Below are 17,518 nucleotides of genomic sequence, written 5' to 3'. Positions count from 1 at the left end.
AACATGATTGAATCCACAAAAAAACCTGGCTCTACAGTGTTAGTGATTTTCGGTGCGTCTGGAGATTTGAGCCAAAGGAAACTAGTGCCTGCATTATATAACTTGATGCTTGACTCTTGGTTGCCTGATAATTTTGCCATGATTGGTGTTAGTCACCATGAAAGGACCACAGAAGATCTTAGAGAGCTTCTGAAGGATGGAGTGAGTAAGCATTCAAGAAGAGATTTTAGAGGTAACGGAGACTGGGACAGACTTTCTTCCAGTATTACCTATTATAAAGCTGATTTTACTAACCCTGAATCTTACAAAGGACTTGCTGAAGAGTTAGATGCCTATGATGAAAAATGGGGAACTAAGGCGAGTAGAATCTTCTATCTATCAGTATCTCCTCAGTTTATAGAGCCTATTGCTCAAAACATCAGTACATCAGGAGTGGCTAATAGTATAGAAAATAGCCGAATAGTAGTAGAAAAGCCTTTCGGAAGAGACTATGAGTCTGCCGAGCATTTAAATAAGAAGTTGCGTGAGCACTTTAAAGAAAGTCAGATTTACAGAATTGACCACTATTTAGGTAAAGAAACAGTTCAAAATATTATGGCCTTCCGCTTTGCGAATACCATATTTGAACCGCTTTGGAATAGAAATTATATTGATAGTGTGCAGATAACTGTGGCGGAAACCGTAGGGGTAGAGCATAGAGGTAACTACTATGACAAGTCTGGAGCACTTAGAGATATGATTCAGAACCACTTACTGCAGCTGCTATGTATGGTAGCTATGGAGCCACCTATTACCTATGAGGCAGATGAAATCCAAAACAGAAAGGTAGATGTGCTGCATTCTGTAAGGCCATTTTCTACTGATGAAAAAGTACAGGAAGATACCGTAAGGGGTCAATACTTTGAAGGCGTGGTAGAGGGAGAAACAATAGAAGGCTATCGAGATGCCAAAGGCACAGGCGAGGAGTCTAATACAGAGACTTACGCTGCCATGAAAGTGTATCTTGATAACTGGAGATGGAAAGACGTACCTTTCTATCTAAGAACAGGTAAGAGTATGCCAGAAAAGAATACTTCTATTACTATCCAGTTTAAGCCGGTATCTCATAAGCTTTTCCCTAGTGAGGCAACCAATTTGCCTAACTTGCTTACCATACATATTCAGCCTACTATGGGTATTAAATTATGTATGCAGGCTAAGAAGCCAGGTTTAAAAATGTCTTTGAATAAGGTAGGAATGACCTTTGATTATGATGATGCTTTCACTGAAGCTACACCTGAAGCTTACGAAACCTTATTGCTTGATGTAATGCAGGGAGACTCTACTCTATTTATGAGAGCGGATCAGGTTGAGGCTGCATGGAAAATAGTAATGCCGATTTTGAATTACTGGGAGAATAATAAAGAAAAAGACTTCCCTAACTATGCTGCCGGATCTTGGGGCCCTCAAAAAGCTGATGATCTGTTAGAAAGAGATGGCCGTTCATGGCTTAATGTCTAAAAAGAAGTTATTTTATGATTAAAGTATATAGTTCTCAACAAGAGGCCAGTGAAGCGATGGCACAGGAATTTAAAAATATAGCTAATGAATCCGTAAAGGAGAGGGGCAGGTTTAATGTTTCTCTCACAGGAGGTAGCTCCCCTAAGGTGCTTTATCAGCTCCTGGCTAAGGAGCCATTGGTAAATGAAATTCCATGGGATAAAACCTTCGTTTTCTGGGGAGACGAAAGATGTGTTCCTTTTGATCATGAGGATAATAATGCGAAAATGGCATTTGAATTATTGCTGAATGATGTGCCTGTTCCTGAAGAGAATATCTTTAGAATGGATGGTAGAAACGATCCTGAAGAAGGGGCTCAGCAATATGAAAGCATTTTAAAGGAACATTTTGCTGGTGAAGAGCCTGCTTTTGATCTCATTCTGTTAGGAATGGGAGGAGATGGTCATACAGCCTCTATTTTTCCAGGTACAGAAGTGATTAATGAAAAGGATAAGTGGGTAGATAAGGGTTATAATGCCGAGCTGAAGTCAGACCGGATAACTTTAACTGCTCCTTTTATAAATAAAGCCAGAAATATATTCTTTGGTGCTTTTGGAGAGGGAAAAGCTGAGACATTAAAATCAGTAATTGAAGGTGATTATAAACCTACAGAATATCCTTCGCAACTCATTAAGCCAGAAAAGGGTAACCTGGTCTGGTATCTAGATGAGGCTGCGGCCAAGCAGATAAAACACTGATAAATAGAAAAGGCTATCTTACTAAGATGGCCTTTTTTATTTTAGTTATTTCGTTGAAATGTTGTTTATATCATCTTAGAGAGGGCTAATGTTAGTCGGCTAAAGGTAAATTAATATTTGTTTAAACATAGATTATTAATTAAAAAACTAGTAAAAAGATAAAAAACATTACTCATGATGCTTACCTCAGAAAGATTTAGTATATTAATGTATAAAATAAGGTGTTAGTGAAAATAACACGAGCTATGTAATTTGAGGTAATAAAAAGGGTAAACAACTACCTGCAAGTGTACTTTCTCTTATAAGTTAAGTGCGCTGAAGTTTTATTCTAACAGGAGCCAACAACCTGCAATCAACCACCAACCAAAAAATTAGTAATAGGCATGCCTATTTGCTGAATTCCCTACGCCTCTTGTAGTACAAACCTATTTATAGGAATGAAAAATCCTGTTAGGTAGCTTTTGTATTATCTTTCATCTGCACCGTTGTTTTGTATTTGTGACATGTTTAACTGGTAAGAGATAGAAAGATATGAATGTACAATGTCATCTAAGCAAAATTGACCTTATCCTAAATGATTTACTTAGAGTTACCAGGTCTGAGTTTCTTTACATATGCAATTATGTAAAGATTTACATTTCAATGCTTGCAGGAGCCAAGAGGCATGAGAGATTGGTTTTTCGTATAGTTGAAGAGTTACAATATTTGGATCTGCTCACGCAAAAGGTGGATCATATAAAGCAGATTCATGCTAAGATTAATATTAATGATCCAAAGCTTATTAATGAAGACAGCCCAGATAAAAGTTGGTCCGTTTTTGAATTAAGCAGGCTACAAGTGGAAGTGGCAGTAGTGAGGCTGCAGGAGAAGTTAGAGAAGATTAATGGCATGCTTGAGCAGATAGATCCGACTTTCACTATCCGAAAGGAGTTCATGGATGTAGTGGCTATGTACAGCAAAAATTTGAAGGAGAACTTAGATATAATTTGTGACCAATGTCATAAGTATCAATTTTTAAATATACAGCAAGAGAAGGAAATGTTGTATAAATTATATTCTACTATGTCTGAACGCATGGTTTTAGACATGTATTTAGGTAATAGTGAAATCACCACCGAAGAAATAGTGGCTTCATTAAGACAAGGGATAGGAAGTACATCTTCAGTAGATTTTTTTTAGAAGAGATGAAGCCACAAGTACAGATTTTTGACGAGAATGATAGTCTTATCGTGAAAATACGTGGAGAACTTACATTGAGATATGCTGAAGATATCAAACAAATGCTTGCCGAATTACCTATTTACCAAAAAAAAGTAGAGCTTATATTAGAGGAAATAGAAGGGGTAGACTTGTGTGCGATACAAATGATATGGGCGTTTAGAAAATATTGTCAGTCTTCTGATATACACTTTCATATGCAGGCAAATATGGAAGATGCCGAGCAGCAGCTGATTGATAATACTGGGTTCTCTTCACTTTTCCTTTAAGGTATAAACTATAGATATTTCATGAGTAAAACAGTTTTGATTGTAGATGATTCTGAAAGTATCAGAGATCTTGTAGAGATGACGCTTGAAAATGCAGGGTACAAAGTGATTAAAAGTTTTGATGGTGAAGATGCAACCTATAAGCTCAATGGCAGACCGGTTGATTTAATTATTACTGATTTGAATATGCCAAATTTAGATGGCATTGACTTTATTAAAAAAGTAAGGGCACATGAAGCATATAGCACCGTGCCTATTTTATTGCTGACTACAGAATCTCAAACTATAAAAAAGGAAAAGGCGAAGGAAGTAGGAGCCACCGGCTGGATAGTAAAGCCTTTTGTGCAGGAAAAACTGATAGCTATAGTGAAAAAAGTGATCCGCTAGGCTATGGATAAGTTTCAAAAAACATTTCTGCAAGAAGCTGAAGAGCTCATGGCTGATCTGGAGCAGGCATTATTGCGCCTGGAAGATGACTTTGAAGATGAGCAATGCATTAGTGAGATCTTCCGGGCTATGCATTCGTTGAAAGGTGGAGGTAGCATGTTTGGTTTTGACACCATTAGTTCTGTTACCCATCATTTGGAAACCATTTACGATCAGATAAGAAATCATCAACTCAAAGCGAACAGAGTCATTCTTGATGTTACCTTTGAAGCTTTAGATCATTTAAAAAACTCACTTCTGGATCAGCAGTTAGCTGATGATTATAACAGAGAAAAGCACCAGGAAGTACTGGCTAAAATTGAGTCTTTAATGACTGAAACTGAAGCTGTTCCTGATGAATTGGAGAGCCAGGACGCTGGTCAATCAATGGCTACCTATTATATTCATGTTGCCCCAAATGAAAGCATTTTTGCGAACGGCACCAATCCTTTATATCTGATAGATGACCTGTCAGCTTTAGGCGAATGCATGATTTTGCCTTCTATGGCTGAGGTGCCGGCTCTAAAAGATGTAGAGCCCGAAAAATGCTATACGCAATTTGAGGTACTATTGTCTACAGAAAGACCCAAGGATGAAATAAATGACGTCTTTATTTTTGCAGAAGATCAATGCGAAATACAAGTGGAGATGATCTGCGGAGGTAATTTACTGGATTTTGAACCATTTATCAATGCTTTGCAAGCCAAGACATTAGATGAGAATATATTGGGTTATGATGCCATTAAAGATCTTGTTCAATTACATCTCGATGAAGGTTCAAAATCTTTAAAAACCAGGAAAAAGGAAATTACTAAAACAGAAAGCAGTATCAGGGTATCATCTGATAAGCTTGATGAGCTGATGAATTTGGTTAGTGAACTGGTGACTACTCAGGCGCAGATTTCACTTATTGCTGAGCAAAAGGGCATTGTTGAGCTTACTGAATTAGGGGAAAACATGGAGAAGATTACCCGCAGGCTACGTGATAATGCTTTTTCTATATGTCTGGTGCCTATTCAGGTATTGGTTACCCGCTTTCAAAGGCTGGTGAGAGACCTGAGTAATGATTTGGGCAAGGAAATCCAATTCATAGCTTCTGGAACGGATACGGAGCTAGATAAATCAATAATTGAAAATATAAGTGATCCTATTCTGCATATTATCAGAAATAGTATAGATCATGGAATAGAGCCTGCTGATGAAAGGGTGCGAAAAGGGAAGTCCCCTGAAGGTAGGTTGGAGCTCAATGCTTTCTATTCTGGTACCTATGTTTATATTCAGATAAAAGATGATGGTCAGGGAATCAACCCTGAAAGTATTAAGAAAAAGGCTATTCAAAATGGACTTATTGTTACAGGAGACCAGCTTACAGAAAAAGAAACACTGGAACTTATTTTTATGCCTGGATTTTCTACGGCAGAAGAGGTTACGGACGTTTCAGGACGTGGAGTAGGTATGGATGTAGTGAAGCGAAAAATTGAGGCTTTGAAAGGTGATGTAACTCTAGCTTCACAAATAGACAAGGGTACTACTATTACCATTAAGCTACCACTTACACTCTCTATCATAGATGGCATGTTGGTGCAAGTAGCAGATACCAAATACATTATACCTCTAGATTTTGTAGATAGATGCTATGAGATAAATACTTTAAAAATAGACGAAGATGAAAGTCAAAAGCATGTTTTTGAAGGCAGTATGCTGCCAGTGTTAAATACCAGAGCTTGCTTTGGTCTTGCGGCCTATCAAGGTAGCATTACTCAGGTAATTAAGCTCAATTATGATGAGTTTCCGGTGTGTATTACGGTTGATCATATCATTGGTCAATATCAGGCAGCTATGAAGCCGCTGGGAGATCATTATGAAACTCAAGATGAGTTTAGTGGCGCCACTATTCTGGGAGATGGTAGCGTAGCATTAGTGCTAGATGTGATGAGGTTTATACGGCATCAGCTCAATAGAAAAGAATTAAAATTAGAACAGTAGGGGCTTATGAAATTATCGAATGAAGAACTGATTAATGAGTTAAGAGAGAGGCTGGTCAAAGCTTCTTTACCAGACCAGGAAGAGAAGATGTTTCAGGAGGTGGAGCAGTTAGGAGAGCAATTAAAGCAATCAGAACAGCTTAAATCTAATTTTTTGTCCAACATTCGTAATGAGATCACTAATCCGCTTTCTGCTGTGCTGGGCATATCAGATTTTCTGTTACAGGCTAAAGAAATAGATTTGAAAAAGCTGAAAAGACATGCTTATTTAATCCATAATGAGGCTTTTAATCTCGATTTTCAGATGCGAAATATATTCATGGCTGCAGAGCTGGAAGCTGGCATGATAGAGCCTGAATATGCCAAAATAGATATCATTTCCGCTATAAAGGATGTTATGGCTTCTTTTGAGTTTAAAGCCAAAGAAAAAAAATTGAGTGTGGTAGAAAGCAGTGGAGATAATCCAATAGTATTTACTACTGATGCTGCTATGTTTAACCTGATCATTTCTAATATTTATTCTAATGCCATTGAATACAGCTTGCCAGATCAGAAGGTTGAAATATACACTGAGCTTAAGGAAGATAGCTTGCTGGTTTGCGTAAAAGACATAGGTATTGGCTTAAGTAAAAGTGATCAGAAGAAGATTTTTGATCGGTTTTATCAACTGGATTATGGTACTACCAAGCAGCATCGTGGTCAGGGGCTAGGCTTATCAGTAACGCAGGCTATGGTAGAACTGCTCAGTGGCACAGTAGAAATAAATAGTACCAAAGGAAAAGGAAGTACCTTTAGCATTACATTACCATCTGTTAAAAATGATGAGGAGACAGACACAAAAGTGGAAGGTTGGAATGAGTTTTTATTTGGTAATGACGAGGTTTTCTGATGATTGCTCAAGAGCCTGAAAAATATTTCTTAATGTCTTCGGCTATCTATGCGGAAAGAAAATTCACTATTGTTCAAACAGTGCTGGGGTCATGTGTATCAGTATGTTTGTTTGATGCTGCCGGGGCTTTTGGAGGGATGAACCATTATATGCTGCCCATATGGAAAGGAGAGGGGCTGGCATCTCCAAAATATGGCAACATCGCTATTGAAAAGCTTATCAACAGGATGTTAAATTTAGGAGCTCAAAAAGGAAATCTAGTCGCTAAAATATTTGGAGGAGCTTCTCAGTATGGAGAAAAGACTAACTTCTCTACTGCCCGGCATAATATACAAGTAGCCAAAGACATTTTACAGGAACATAAAATCCCAATTATAGCCTCTAATGTAGGAGGAGAGAAAGGCAGAAAAATTCTCTTTAATACCATTACTGGTGAAGTTTTTTTAAAATACGTTATAAAATAACGCTTTGAACATTTTTTAAGATGAGTAAGATAAAGGTTTTGATAGTAGATGACTCCGCAGTGATGAGGCAGGCACTGAGCCATACCCTAAGTAAAGATCCTTCAATAGAAGTTATGGGTACTGCTGCTGATCCCTTTATCGCGGCTCAGAAAATCGCGAGAGAGATTCCTGATGTAATAACGCTGGATGTAGAAATGCCACGAATGGATGGAATTACCTTTTTGCGTAAAATAATGTCTCAGCGGCCTATTCCTGTGGTAGTCATCTCCAGTCTTACAGAAAGAGGTACAGAAACGGCTATCCAGGCTTTAGAGCTGGGGGCGGTAGATGTTATAAAAAAATCATCATTTAGCAGAGATGCCATAGAACAGTCTGAGAGGCATATAATAGATGTGGTGAAAGGAGCTTCTAAAGCGGTGGTATTGCGCAAAAAGCTAAGTGCTAATCAGCTTTCGGCTCCAGTGCCGGCAGCAGGAAAGAGTATGGTGCGTACCACCGAGAAAATAATTGCCATCGGAGCCTCTACCGGAGGTACCATTGCCTTATTAGACTTTCTCCAAAATATGCCTTTAGATTGTGCCGGGATAGTCATAGTACAACACATGCCTGAGCTTTTTACAAAGTCATTTGCCAATCGGTTAAATAGTATCTGTAAAATCACTGTGAAGGAGGCTTCTGATAATGATAGTATTCTAAAAGGCCACGCTTTGATAGCTCCTGGTAATAAACATATGGAGGTGAAAAGAAGTGGAGCTCGTTATTATGTGAGTATTACTGATGGAGAACCCGTAAATAGGCATAGGCCTTCTGTTGATGTTCTTTTTAACTCTACTGCGCAATATGTAGGTAAAAATGCTGTAGGCGTAATTATGACAGGTATGGGTGGAGATGGTGCCAAAGGCCTTTTGGCCATGCGCGAAGCAGGTGCATATACTATTGCTCAGGATGAAAAGAGCTGTACTGTGTTTGGAATGCCCAAAGAAGCAATAAAACTTAATGCCGCAGAAAAGGTGATGTCGTTAGATAAAATTGCCCCTTTTGTTTCTAGTCTTACCTCTGGATATTAATCCGTTTTTTGTCATTTGTATTCCCCTTTCTTACATGCTGGAATGAACCTTGCAACTTTATATCGTGAAATGAGTTGGAAGCTCTTATGAAAATGAGAGTAAACTAATTGTGAGGCTTAGATTTCAGCTCAATGTCAATTTAGTTCTTGTGTTTATTACACGCCTCTTCATGTGTCTAAAAATGCGAAATATTGCCTTAATAGACATATAAGCGGGTGTTTATGATGAAATGAGAACCAAATGCTTATAAACTAACGTTTATATATTAATACAATATGGTGTTGAAAAATAAATATTCATATGTGTTATAGGGGAAAATTCCCCTTGAATTGAATGGCCTCTTGTCTATAACTTTAAAACAAATTCAGCAAAACCCTAATCACATGAGAAACAAGATCATTAAAATAGTGGGCATAATTCTACCCGTTCTGGGAATTCTTGCCATAGTCTATACCGATGAGATAAAAGAAGTAGCAGCAGATTACGGTATAGTGAAAACAGAAATACAACCTAGCAATGAAAGGTTGGTAAACAACAATTAGGAGGAACATATATTCCCGAAACTTACTTACTTGGCTTTAATTAAAAAACACACCTTATGTCTCCAGACTCATTCCCTTAGCACCACAGCTAACATACTATAAATATCTTCTTTTAAAACAGTTTTAGCACGCTATCTATTTAAAGATTGTTGGTAAGTCTGCATGGTTTTTTTTCTTAAAAAGAGCCAGAAATATAATTATAAGCTGTTTTTTGAATAAACATCTTTATAAAATAAGGTATTTCTTCCTTTTTTTAGCATCTTTATCTACTTTCGGAATCGATTGAATAAAATAAAACTGTTTATGAGTGACTTCCCTTGGATAAAAAGCTACCCTAAAAGTGTGCCTGTTGAATTAGGAAAACTGGAATATGAATCTCTTTTGGAGATGTTTGAAGATGGCTTTAAAAGATATGCAGATCGTGACGCTTATGTAAATATGGATGTCACTCTTACCTATGGAGATGTAGATCGACTGTCAAGAGATTTTGCTGCTTACCTACAAAATAAATTTCAATTACAAAAAGGAGATAGGGTGGCTATACAAATGCCCAACCTGCTTCAATACCCTATTGCTTTAATAGGAGCACTTCGTGCGGGGCTTACGGTAGTAAATACTAACCCTCTTTATACACCTAGAGAAATGGAGCATCAGTTTAAAGATGCTGACGTAAAAGCAGTGATTATAGTGGCCAATTTTGCCAGTAACTTAGAGAAGGTGCTTCAAAATACACCTATTAAAAACATTATTATTACTGAGATAGGCGATCTATTTGGAGGCCTTAAAGGGTGGTTAGTAAATTTTGTGGTTAAGCACATTAAAAAGATGGTGCCTTCGTATCATATTCCGCAAGGAATAAGCTTTAAACAAGTTTTGAAAGAAGGGATAAACATGAGCTACACTCGCCCGGAAATGAAGAGTGAAGACCTTGCCTTCTTACAATATACAGGAGGCACTACAGGAGTTTCTAAAGGGGCTCAGCTATCGCATAAAAATATGGTTGCTCATACGCAACAGGTCACCCATTGTTTTTCTACTCTTCTTAATGATGGTAATCCAGAGACAATGATCACGGCCATTCCTTTATATCACATTTTTGCCTTGGCGGTAAACGGATTGCTGATGTTTAAAGTAGGGGCTAAAAGTGTGCTTATTACAAACCCAAGAGATATGAAGGGGTTCATTAAAGAGTTAAAGAAGCATAAATTTACGCTCATGACAGGTGTAAATACCTTGTTTAATGGTCTTTTGAATCAGGCTGATTTTAAAACTATCGACTTTAGTCATTTAAAAACGAGTATCGGAGGAGGTATGGCAGTGCAAGATGCTGTTGCTAAAAAATGGGAGTCTATTACTAACTCTCCATTAGTAGAGGGCTATGGGCTTAGCGAGACTTCGCCAGTACTCTCTGTAAATCCTTTAGATGGTACGCACCACCTGGGAACGATAGGTTTACCTACACCAGGTACTGAAATGGCTGTTTTTGATGATGACGGTAATAAATTGGCCGATGGAGAAGTGGGAGAGATATGTGCCAGAGGACCACAGGTGATGACTGGTTATTGGAATAAAAGCAATGAAGGAGTCTTTTTTGAGGGAGGATGGTTCAGGACAGGAGATATGGGCATGATGGATGAAGAGGGCTTCTTTAAAATTGTAGATCGTAAGAAGGATATGATTAACGTTTCAGGCTTTAACGTATACCCTAACGAAATAGAAAATATAGTGGCCAACCACCCTAAGGTGGCAGAAGTAGCCGCTGTTGGTGTCTCTGATGAGAGATCAACAGAGGTGGTGAAAATATTTGTGGTGAAAAAGGATAATTCACTTACTGAACAAGAGCTGAAAGATTTCTGTAAGGAAAATCTTACCGGATATAAGAGGCCTAAGAAAATTGAGTTTAAAGATGAATTGCCTAAATCCAATGTAGGTAAAATTCTTAGGCGGGAACTGAGAGAGGCAGAGACTAAACAGGCTTAATGCTTCAGTAACGTTAGGATAATTGTCTTTTAAACAAGATGTTACAATGTAGTAATATATGTTTTTAAATATGCCCTCAGAGCCGGGCATTCTCTTTTTGGGTTCATCTAACCTTAATATTAAAAATTATGAGAAAATGAGCTGTGAAATCGGCTTAAAGACTTAAAACATTCATAACCAAGATATTTTCATAAAGCTCCTCCAAATGCCAATTTTCGCATAAGGAGGAGCTTTATTATGAATATACTATTCTTAACATATCAGGGAGATATTGCAGGGTCTACTAACTCTATCATTTATCTAGCTAAAGGACTAGCGGAAAAGGGGCATAAAATATATGTGGGGTGCCGCAAAGAATCTTTATTATATAGAAACCTTAAGGATAGTCAGGTGCGTGTTATTGCCATGACTTTTGCCTCTAAATGGGATTCGGAAAATATAAAACAGATCAAAGAGGCAGTAACTAAGTTTAAAATTGATATTATAAATGCACAATCAGGAAAAGATCGTTATACCTCCATTTTGGCTAAATGGAAATATCAGTTGCCAGTAAAAATAGTGCACACACGCCGGCAGGTGTCTAAAAGTTTGGGCGGTATACAAAGCCTTTTTTATATGCGTGGGGCAGATAAGATAGTGGCGGTGAGTCACGGTATTGAAAAATCCTTATTAGACAAAGGCATTTCCAGGAATAAAATAGAAGTGATCTATAATGGCACTCCTCCTGAAAAGTATGAAGGCATAGATCTTAAGCAGATGGATCATTTAAAAGATAAGTTTGGAATTAAGCCAGGCGACTTTGTGATTGGCTGTGTAGCCCGGATTAAAGAGCAAAATCAGTTGCTGCAAGCTCTGGCTGATCTTGATTTTAAGGCTAAGGTGATTTTTGCAGGTATAGAAGAAACGCCTGAGTTTAGGCGACAAATACAGAAGCTGGATTTAAAGCATGATATTTTCTTTGAGGGTACGGTAGATCAGGAAATGATTTTGGCTTACTATAAAATATTTGATGTTAAAGTGCTGCCGTCAAGAATGGAAGGGTTATCGCAGGCACTGTTGGAGGCGATGTATCTCAAAACTCCGGTAATAGCTACAGCACTAGCCGGCAACTTAGATCTGATAAGAAACAGAGAGAACGGCCTGCTTTTTCAGGATAATAATATAGGTGAACTATCCTCTGCATTAATAGCTATTTATCATGATAAGGAACTGGCAGCACAACTGAAAATAGAAGGCTATAAAACGGCTCAGGAGTTTTCAGTGAAGAGAACAGTAAATAATTTTGAATACCTTTTTGAGTCTTTATTATACGCTCAGCCTGAACCAATTACTGCAGCTCACCTCTCTGCTTCTTGATTTCAATCAATTAAAAAATTAGTTTTGCCGATCATTAAATTCATTAGGTTTGACTAATTTAGGTAAATCATCCTGGAGGCAATACATAGACAGTAATCCTCTGACAGTAATATTAGCAGTGGGTTTGTTCTTAAGGTTGTTGGCTTCTTTTTTCTCAGAAGGCTACGCTTTTCATGACGATCACTTTTGTGTAACCAGGGTAGCGCAGCACTGGGCTAGTGGTATCCCGCACTGGTTAGAAGCGGAGCACCCCCCAAAGCACAGCATGTTTTACGCAGGTATTAATGCGGTTTTCATATGGCTCATGGAAGGCGTGGGTATTATGGATCCTATTGTAAAAACTACTGTATTAAGGCTATTTCATGCTTTTTACTCATTGCTCACCATTTATTTTGCTTATAAAATAACTTTAATGCTTTCTAACCGAAAGGCAGCAAATTTAGTAGGATGGATCTTGGCCTTACTTTGGTTTATGCCTTACTTAAGCGTTAAGTTTCTGGCAGAATTAGTTTGTGTTCCTCCTATGTTAGCAGGCTTTTACCTGATTTTGAAATACTGGGATAAGCGCAAAGCCCTTACTTTTTTGGGAGCTGGCGTACTTTTCGGATTAGCTTTTGTGGTGAGAATGCATACAGTGCTATTTGCTGGTGGTATTGGTATCATATTCCTGTTTAGAAAAGAATGGGTGAGCAGCATACTGTTTACAATAGGTTTCCTTATTACAGCATTTATAATAATAGGTATACCAGATATCATCTTCTTTGATTATCCCTTTCAGTACGTGGTAGATTATTTCGCTTACAATAGTGAAAATGCTTATAACTACATTACTGGCGGCCCGCACAAGTTCTTGCTTACTACTCTTGGCTTTTTGGTGCCACCGGTGAGTGTGTTTATTCTCTGGGGTTTTTTAAGAGGTAGAAAAGTGGAACCTATGATGTACGTAGGGATTATCATTTTCTTTCTCGTTCACAGTTTGTTTCCTAATAAACAGGAGCGTTTTATACTACCAATGTACCCTATGCTGATTATTATTGGGATTATAGGGTGGAATGATTTTGTGGCTAAATCAAAATTTTGGCTGAAGAATCAGAGGTTGCATAAAGGGCTGTGGACATTCTTCTGGAGCATCAATATTATAGCAGCTGTGGCCATGGCACTTACTTTTACTAAAAGAGATAGGGTAGAACCTATGTATTATTTATATCATAAAAATGATGTGAGCAGTGTTATAGTAGAAAGTGAACGTGGGTCAGTGAAACAGGTGCCGGTTTATTATATGGGTACAGGCTGTGTAGATTATAATGAGTTTAGTGATGACTTAGGTGGAGTTTTACAAGATAAGGCCACTAAAAAAATACCTGGACCCTGATTATAAAATGGTATTTAGTCTGGGATCAAACAAGACAGTGGAGGAGCTGCAGTTAGAGATGGACAGTGTTCAGAAAAGGCCTAATTATGTTATTTTTAAAGGAGACCAAAATTTTAATGAACGTAAAAAACGTGTCGATGCTTTGTTTCCTGGTAAGAAGCTGAAATTAGAAACAGAAATAGAGCCTTCTCATTTTGATCAACTACTACATTTCTTCAACCCCAGAATTCACAGAAATGATGTTGCCAGAGTTTATAAGGTAGAGGATTAAGCTACCTAATTGCTTGCAGTAGTTCAATTGACTCCTTATTGATTGTGTTGATCAAGAAAGGCAAGAGATTTAAAGACATAAAAAGGGCCTCCCTTTTAAATAAAAAACACTGAAATACAGTTACTTATCAGTATTAAAGCATAAAATAAAACCCCGAAATTAGCTATATAAAGCTTTTTTCGGGGTTTTTGATTTGTTAAATTGTAGTGCCTAATCACAATTAACACTGCAATATATGAGAGATCAAGAGCTTTTCCAACCGCAAGATTACTTAACTCCAAAATGGTACTTATTCAAGAATAGCACCTTGGGGAAAGTTTATAATACTATTCCTTGGAGTCAACTTTCAGAATGTTTGCCAAAGGAAAATAGAGGCCCAGGCGCACCCCGCTGGTTTTCGGCCCAAGGCATGTTTGGTCTAATGTTTCTAAAATCTTATTTAAACCTGAGTGACGAGAAGTTAATAGAACGATTTAATACTGACTGGAGCCTTCAGCTTTTTTGCAATAAATTGTTGGATGATAACCAAAGAATTAAGGATAAGGCCATTTTAAGTAGAATCAGGACGTATATGGCTGATAATACTGATTGGCAACAACTTCAGGAAGTACTCATTCATCATTGGAAAAGAGATATGAATAATACGCATGTTCTCTTAATGGATGCCACTTGCTATGAAAGTTATATTCGTTTTCCTACCGATGTAAAACTACTTTGGGAAAGCTGTCAATGGGTGTTTGAAAAACAGCTTTACAGATGGAGTAAAATATTAGGTGTAAAACGGCCTCGCTCCAAATATATAGATCAAAAACGCAAGCAGATGTCTTACGATCGTAGTCGAAAAAAGACATACAAAGCTGGACGCAAGCGTAAAAAGGCATTGATATATCTACTGTCCAAAGGGCTTGGACAGCTGCAGTACTTACTCAATGAAAACCCACAAATACAGCTTCACTTTCAAGAGCGAGCATACCTAAAAACAATACAGAAGGTACTTGGGCAACAGCAATTCTTGCAGCATCATCCAGCTAAAGAATTGAAAAACAGGATAGTATCGCTTCCCAGACCTTATGTCAGGCCTATCGTACGAGGCAAAGAAACTAAAAGGGTTGAGTTTGGAATGAAAGCCCACATGCTTCAGGTTGACGGCATCTGCTTTATTGATGCCATGGAGTTCAGGGCATTCAATGAAAGTACCAGACTAAAAATAAGTAGTTTAAAACATAGATCGATATTTGGCTCCCTTCATCAGCTGGGGGCAGATCGCATTTATGCCACTAATGCCAACAGAAAGTATTTAACAGTAAGGAAAGTGTTCACTTGCTTTCCAAAGAAAGGCCCCAAGATAAACAAACCTGAGGAAAGCAAACTCAGAAGCCTCATCTCTAACCAGAGAGCAACCGTGATGGAGGGAAGTTTTGGTACCCATAAAACGGCTTACGGCCTGAATAAAATCAAGGTTAAGGGAGAAAAACGAGAAATGATACATGTATTCTTTGCCGTTATGATGGCCAATGCTGTTAAGATGAGCAAAAAGAAATCAGAAAACATACCACTACTTCAGGCCGCCTAAACCTAAATCAGAAAAGCCTTAGGGATCGGTGTGTCTATACTATTCTAAATCGATATTCCTTCAGATTTATTAATAAAACCACTCACGATTTTGCACTTTTCGAAGACGCTAAAGCGGAAGGTGTTCAGATTTATAACAAAAAAAGCTGGACTTAATCAGTCCAGCTTTTATATCTTGTTTTGATTTATGTAATTATCAAGGGAGGCCTAAAAAAAGCCTCCTGAAATTGAATCAGGAGGCTTTTACTTTTTATATATCTTTTGTTTAGATCAAGCTTATTTCGAAGAACTTAGCCAATACTGTATTAATGAATAAGAAGGCTAGTATAAACGGGCTTATCACAGTAATCATCACGTTGATGAATTTTTCCAGGAATGAGCCTTTATATTTAGGGTTTCCTTGCGCTATTTCATCACTGAAATTCTCTTTTTTCCATTTTACAGCTATGAATATAGACATCAAGCATCCGCCTAATGGCAAACTAACATCACTAAATACCTCTGCTACGAAAGTCAGGAAATCTTTATCGCTGTAGAAGCCTAATTTAGTGAACATTTCAACAGCACCCTGAGATAGCATACTTGGTATTCCTACAAGAAATACTACTAAACCAAGTAACCATACTACTCTTTTTCTTGGCCATTTCTTTTCATCTACCAAGTAGGCTACAGGTACCTCTAGCAAGCTAATAGTAGAAGTTAACGCCGCGAAGCATAGCAGTAGGAAGAATCCTCCACCTATTATTCTACCTATAAATGGTCCCATAGCTTCAAATACGCCAGGAAGCACTACGAAAACCAGACCGGGGCCAGCAGTAGGTTCCAGGTTTTGAGAGAATATCAAAGGGAAAATGAGCAATCCTGCAAGGAATGCTACACCTGCATCCATTATAGTAATCATAGCAGCTGATGATATAATGTTATCATTTTTGCTGATATATGATCCGTAAGTGATTAAGGCTCCCATACCTAATGAGAGTGAAAAGAAAGCCTGACCTAGTGCAGAATAAAGCGCTTCTGCTCTAAATGTGCTGAAGTCTGGCAGTAAGTAATATTTCACGCCATCAAGAGCGTTAGGCAATGTAACGGCATAGATGATAAGGCCAATAAGAATGATGAACAGAACAGGCATTAATATTTTAGAAGCCTTTTCAATTCCTCCCTGTACTCCTTTTACCACAATAAAAGCGGTGATAATCATGAAGCAGAATGAGAAAATGAAGTTATCTGTAATGTCAGCTACGTAAGATGAGAAAAACTCAGAATAATTTCCTTGCTTCAATAGAGAGCCGAATGATATCTCAAGGAAGTAACCAAAGGCCCAGCCGGCTACCACATTGTAGAAAGAGAGTATCATTACTCCGCAGATAATTCCAAAAAGGCCAATAAGACCCCATTTTCTACCTCCTAATTTTTTATAGGAACCATAGGCATCAGCCTGTGCTCTTCTACCAATAGCGATCTCTCCAACCATAATCGGATAGCATACTACTACTGTTAATATTAAGTATATAACTAAAAAAACAGCTCCACCATTTAAGCCAGCTTCGTAGGGAAATTTCCATATATTTCCTAGTCCTACCGCTGAGCCTGCAGCTGCAAAGATAAATCCTAATTTACTACTAAATCCTCCTCTGTTTGCCATAATGTATTTTCGTTTCGGGCGTTGAAAATATGTACATTTTATGATTATTCAAAAGAAAAAGCACAGACGTAGTTCTATTTCTATGTAAAAGGTTATAAAACGTTAATAAATCAGCAATATTACATGAAAATATAGGCCAATTCCATTCTTCTGCACTACCTTTAGGAAAATATTTAAGGGCTAAATCTCTCACTACTACTGGTGACTTTTAATCACTAAAATGGT

16 protein-coding genes are annotated in these 17,518 nt (G+C 37.8%); 15 read left to right on the top strand and 1 reads right to left on the bottom strand.

The annotated features are described in order from the left end of the window. The first annotated feature begins 3 nt into the window (after positions 1 to 3). The 15 genes from zwf to LVD15_RS26550 all read left to right on the top strand — a co-directional run bounded on the left by zwf (position 4) and on the right by LVD15_RS26550 (position 15,649). Positions 4 to 1,500 carry a glucose-6-phosphate dehydrogenase gene (gene zwf, locus LVD15_RS26620; RefSeq protein ID WP_233781014.1) on the top strand — a complete coding sequence of 499 codons (1,497 nt, stop codon included), beginning with the start codon at positions 4 to 6 and terminating at the stop codon, positions 1,498 to 1,500. 14 nt (positions 1,501 to 1,514) lie between these two features. Further along, entirely contained in the window at positions 1,515 to 2,237 is a 723-nt protein-coding gene (gene pgl / locus LVD15_RS26615; protein WP_233778229.1) for a 6-phosphogluconolactonase, read from the top strand. Between the two features lie 531 nt (positions 2,238 to 2,768). Further along, positions 2,769 to 3,416, top strand: coding sequence for a hypothetical protein (locus tag LVD15_RS26610; RefSeq protein WP_233778228.1), 648 nt, complete (start codon positions 2,769 to 2,771; stop codon positions 3,414 to 3,416). A gap of 5 nt (positions 3,417 to 3,421) precedes the next feature. Next, positions 3,422 to 3,724, top strand: a complete 303-nt coding sequence (locus LVD15_RS26605; RefSeq protein WP_233778227.1) for an STAS domain-containing protein — start codon at positions 3,422 to 3,424, stop codon at positions 3,722 to 3,724. A gap of 21 nt (positions 3,725 to 3,745) precedes the next feature. Then, a complete protein-coding gene (locus LVD15_RS26600; protein ID WP_233778226.1) occupies positions 3,746 to 4,111 on the top strand; it encodes a response regulator in 366 nt (121 codons plus the stop codon). A 3-nt stretch (positions 4,112 to 4,114) separates the two neighbouring features. Then, positions 4,115 to 6,136 carry a chemotaxis protein CheA gene (locus tag LVD15_RS26595; protein ID WP_233778225.1) on the top strand — a complete coding sequence of 674 codons (2,022 nt, stop codon included), beginning with the start codon at positions 4,115 to 4,117 and terminating at the stop codon, positions 6,134 to 6,136. 6 nt (positions 6,137 to 6,142) lie between these two features. After that, entirely contained in the window at positions 6,143 to 7,024 is an 882-nt protein-coding gene (locus LVD15_RS26590) for a sensor histidine kinase (protein WP_233778224.1), read from the top strand. After that, a complete protein-coding gene (locus LVD15_RS26585) occupies positions 7,024 to 7,488 on the top strand; it encodes a chemotaxis protein CheD (RefSeq protein WP_233778223.1) in 465 nt (154 codons plus the stop codon). Before LVD15_RS26590 ends, LVD15_RS26585 begins: the two co-directional genes overlap by 1 nt. Positions 7,489 to 7,508: 20 nt before the next feature. Further along, entirely contained in the window at positions 7,509 to 8,555 is a 1,047-nt protein-coding gene (locus LVD15_RS26580) for a protein-glutamate methylesterase/protein-glutamine glutaminase (protein WP_233778222.1), read from the top strand. A gap of 383 nt (positions 8,556 to 8,938) precedes the next feature. Further along, positions 8,939 to 9,097, top strand: a complete 159-nt coding sequence (locus LVD15_RS26575; RefSeq protein ID WP_233778221.1) for a hypothetical protein — start codon at positions 8,939 to 8,941, stop codon at positions 9,095 to 9,097. Between the two features lie 303 nt (positions 9,098 to 9,400). Then, positions 9,401 to 11,077 carry an AMP-binding protein gene (locus tag LVD15_RS26570; protein ID WP_233778220.1) on the top strand — a complete coding sequence of 559 codons (1,677 nt, stop codon included), beginning with the start codon at positions 9,401 to 9,403 and terminating at the stop codon, positions 11,075 to 11,077. Positions 11,078 to 11,314: 237 nt separating this feature from the next. Continuing rightward, positions 11,315 to 12,433, top strand: coding sequence for a glycosyltransferase family 4 protein (locus LVD15_RS26565; RefSeq protein WP_233778219.1), 1,119 nt, complete (start codon positions 11,315 to 11,317; stop codon positions 12,431 to 12,433). A gap of 49 nt (positions 12,434 to 12,482) precedes the next feature. Continuing rightward, positions 12,483 to 13,805 carry an ArnT family glycosyltransferase gene (locus LVD15_RS26560; protein ID WP_233778218.1) on the top strand — a complete coding sequence of 441 codons (1,323 nt, stop codon included), beginning with the start codon at positions 12,483 to 12,485 and terminating at the stop codon, positions 13,803 to 13,805. Next, the gene (locus LVD15_RS26555; RefSeq protein ID WP_233778217.1) at positions 13,759 to 14,076 is read left to right on the top strand and encodes a hypothetical protein; all 318 of its coding nucleotides are present in this window, start codon (positions 13,759 to 13,761) and stop codon (positions 14,074 to 14,076) included. Before LVD15_RS26560 ends, LVD15_RS26555 begins: the two co-directional genes overlap by 47 nt. Before the next feature lie 235 nt (positions 14,077 to 14,311). Beyond that, positions 14,312 to 15,649, top strand: a complete 1,338-nt coding sequence (locus tag LVD15_RS26550; RefSeq protein ID WP_233778216.1) for a transposase — start codon at positions 14,312 to 14,314, stop codon at positions 15,647 to 15,649. A 264-nt stretch (positions 15,650 to 15,913) separates the two neighbouring features. On the opposite strand, the gene LVD15_RS26545 is transcribed toward LVD15_RS26550, so the two are convergent. Further along, positions 15,914 to 17,293, bottom strand: coding sequence for a sodium-dependent transporter (locus LVD15_RS26545; RefSeq protein ID WP_233778215.1), 1,380 nt, complete (start codon positions 17,291 to 17,293; stop codon positions 15,914 to 15,916). Positions 17,294 to 17,518: the final 225 nt, after the last annotated feature.

This window comes from Fulvivirga maritima, assembly GCF_021389955.1.
Lineage (GTDB): Bacteria > Bacteroidota > Bacteroidia > Cytophagales > Cyclobacteriaceae > Fulvivirga > Fulvivirga maritima.
This window is presented reverse-complemented; position numbering and strand designations above follow the sequence as displayed.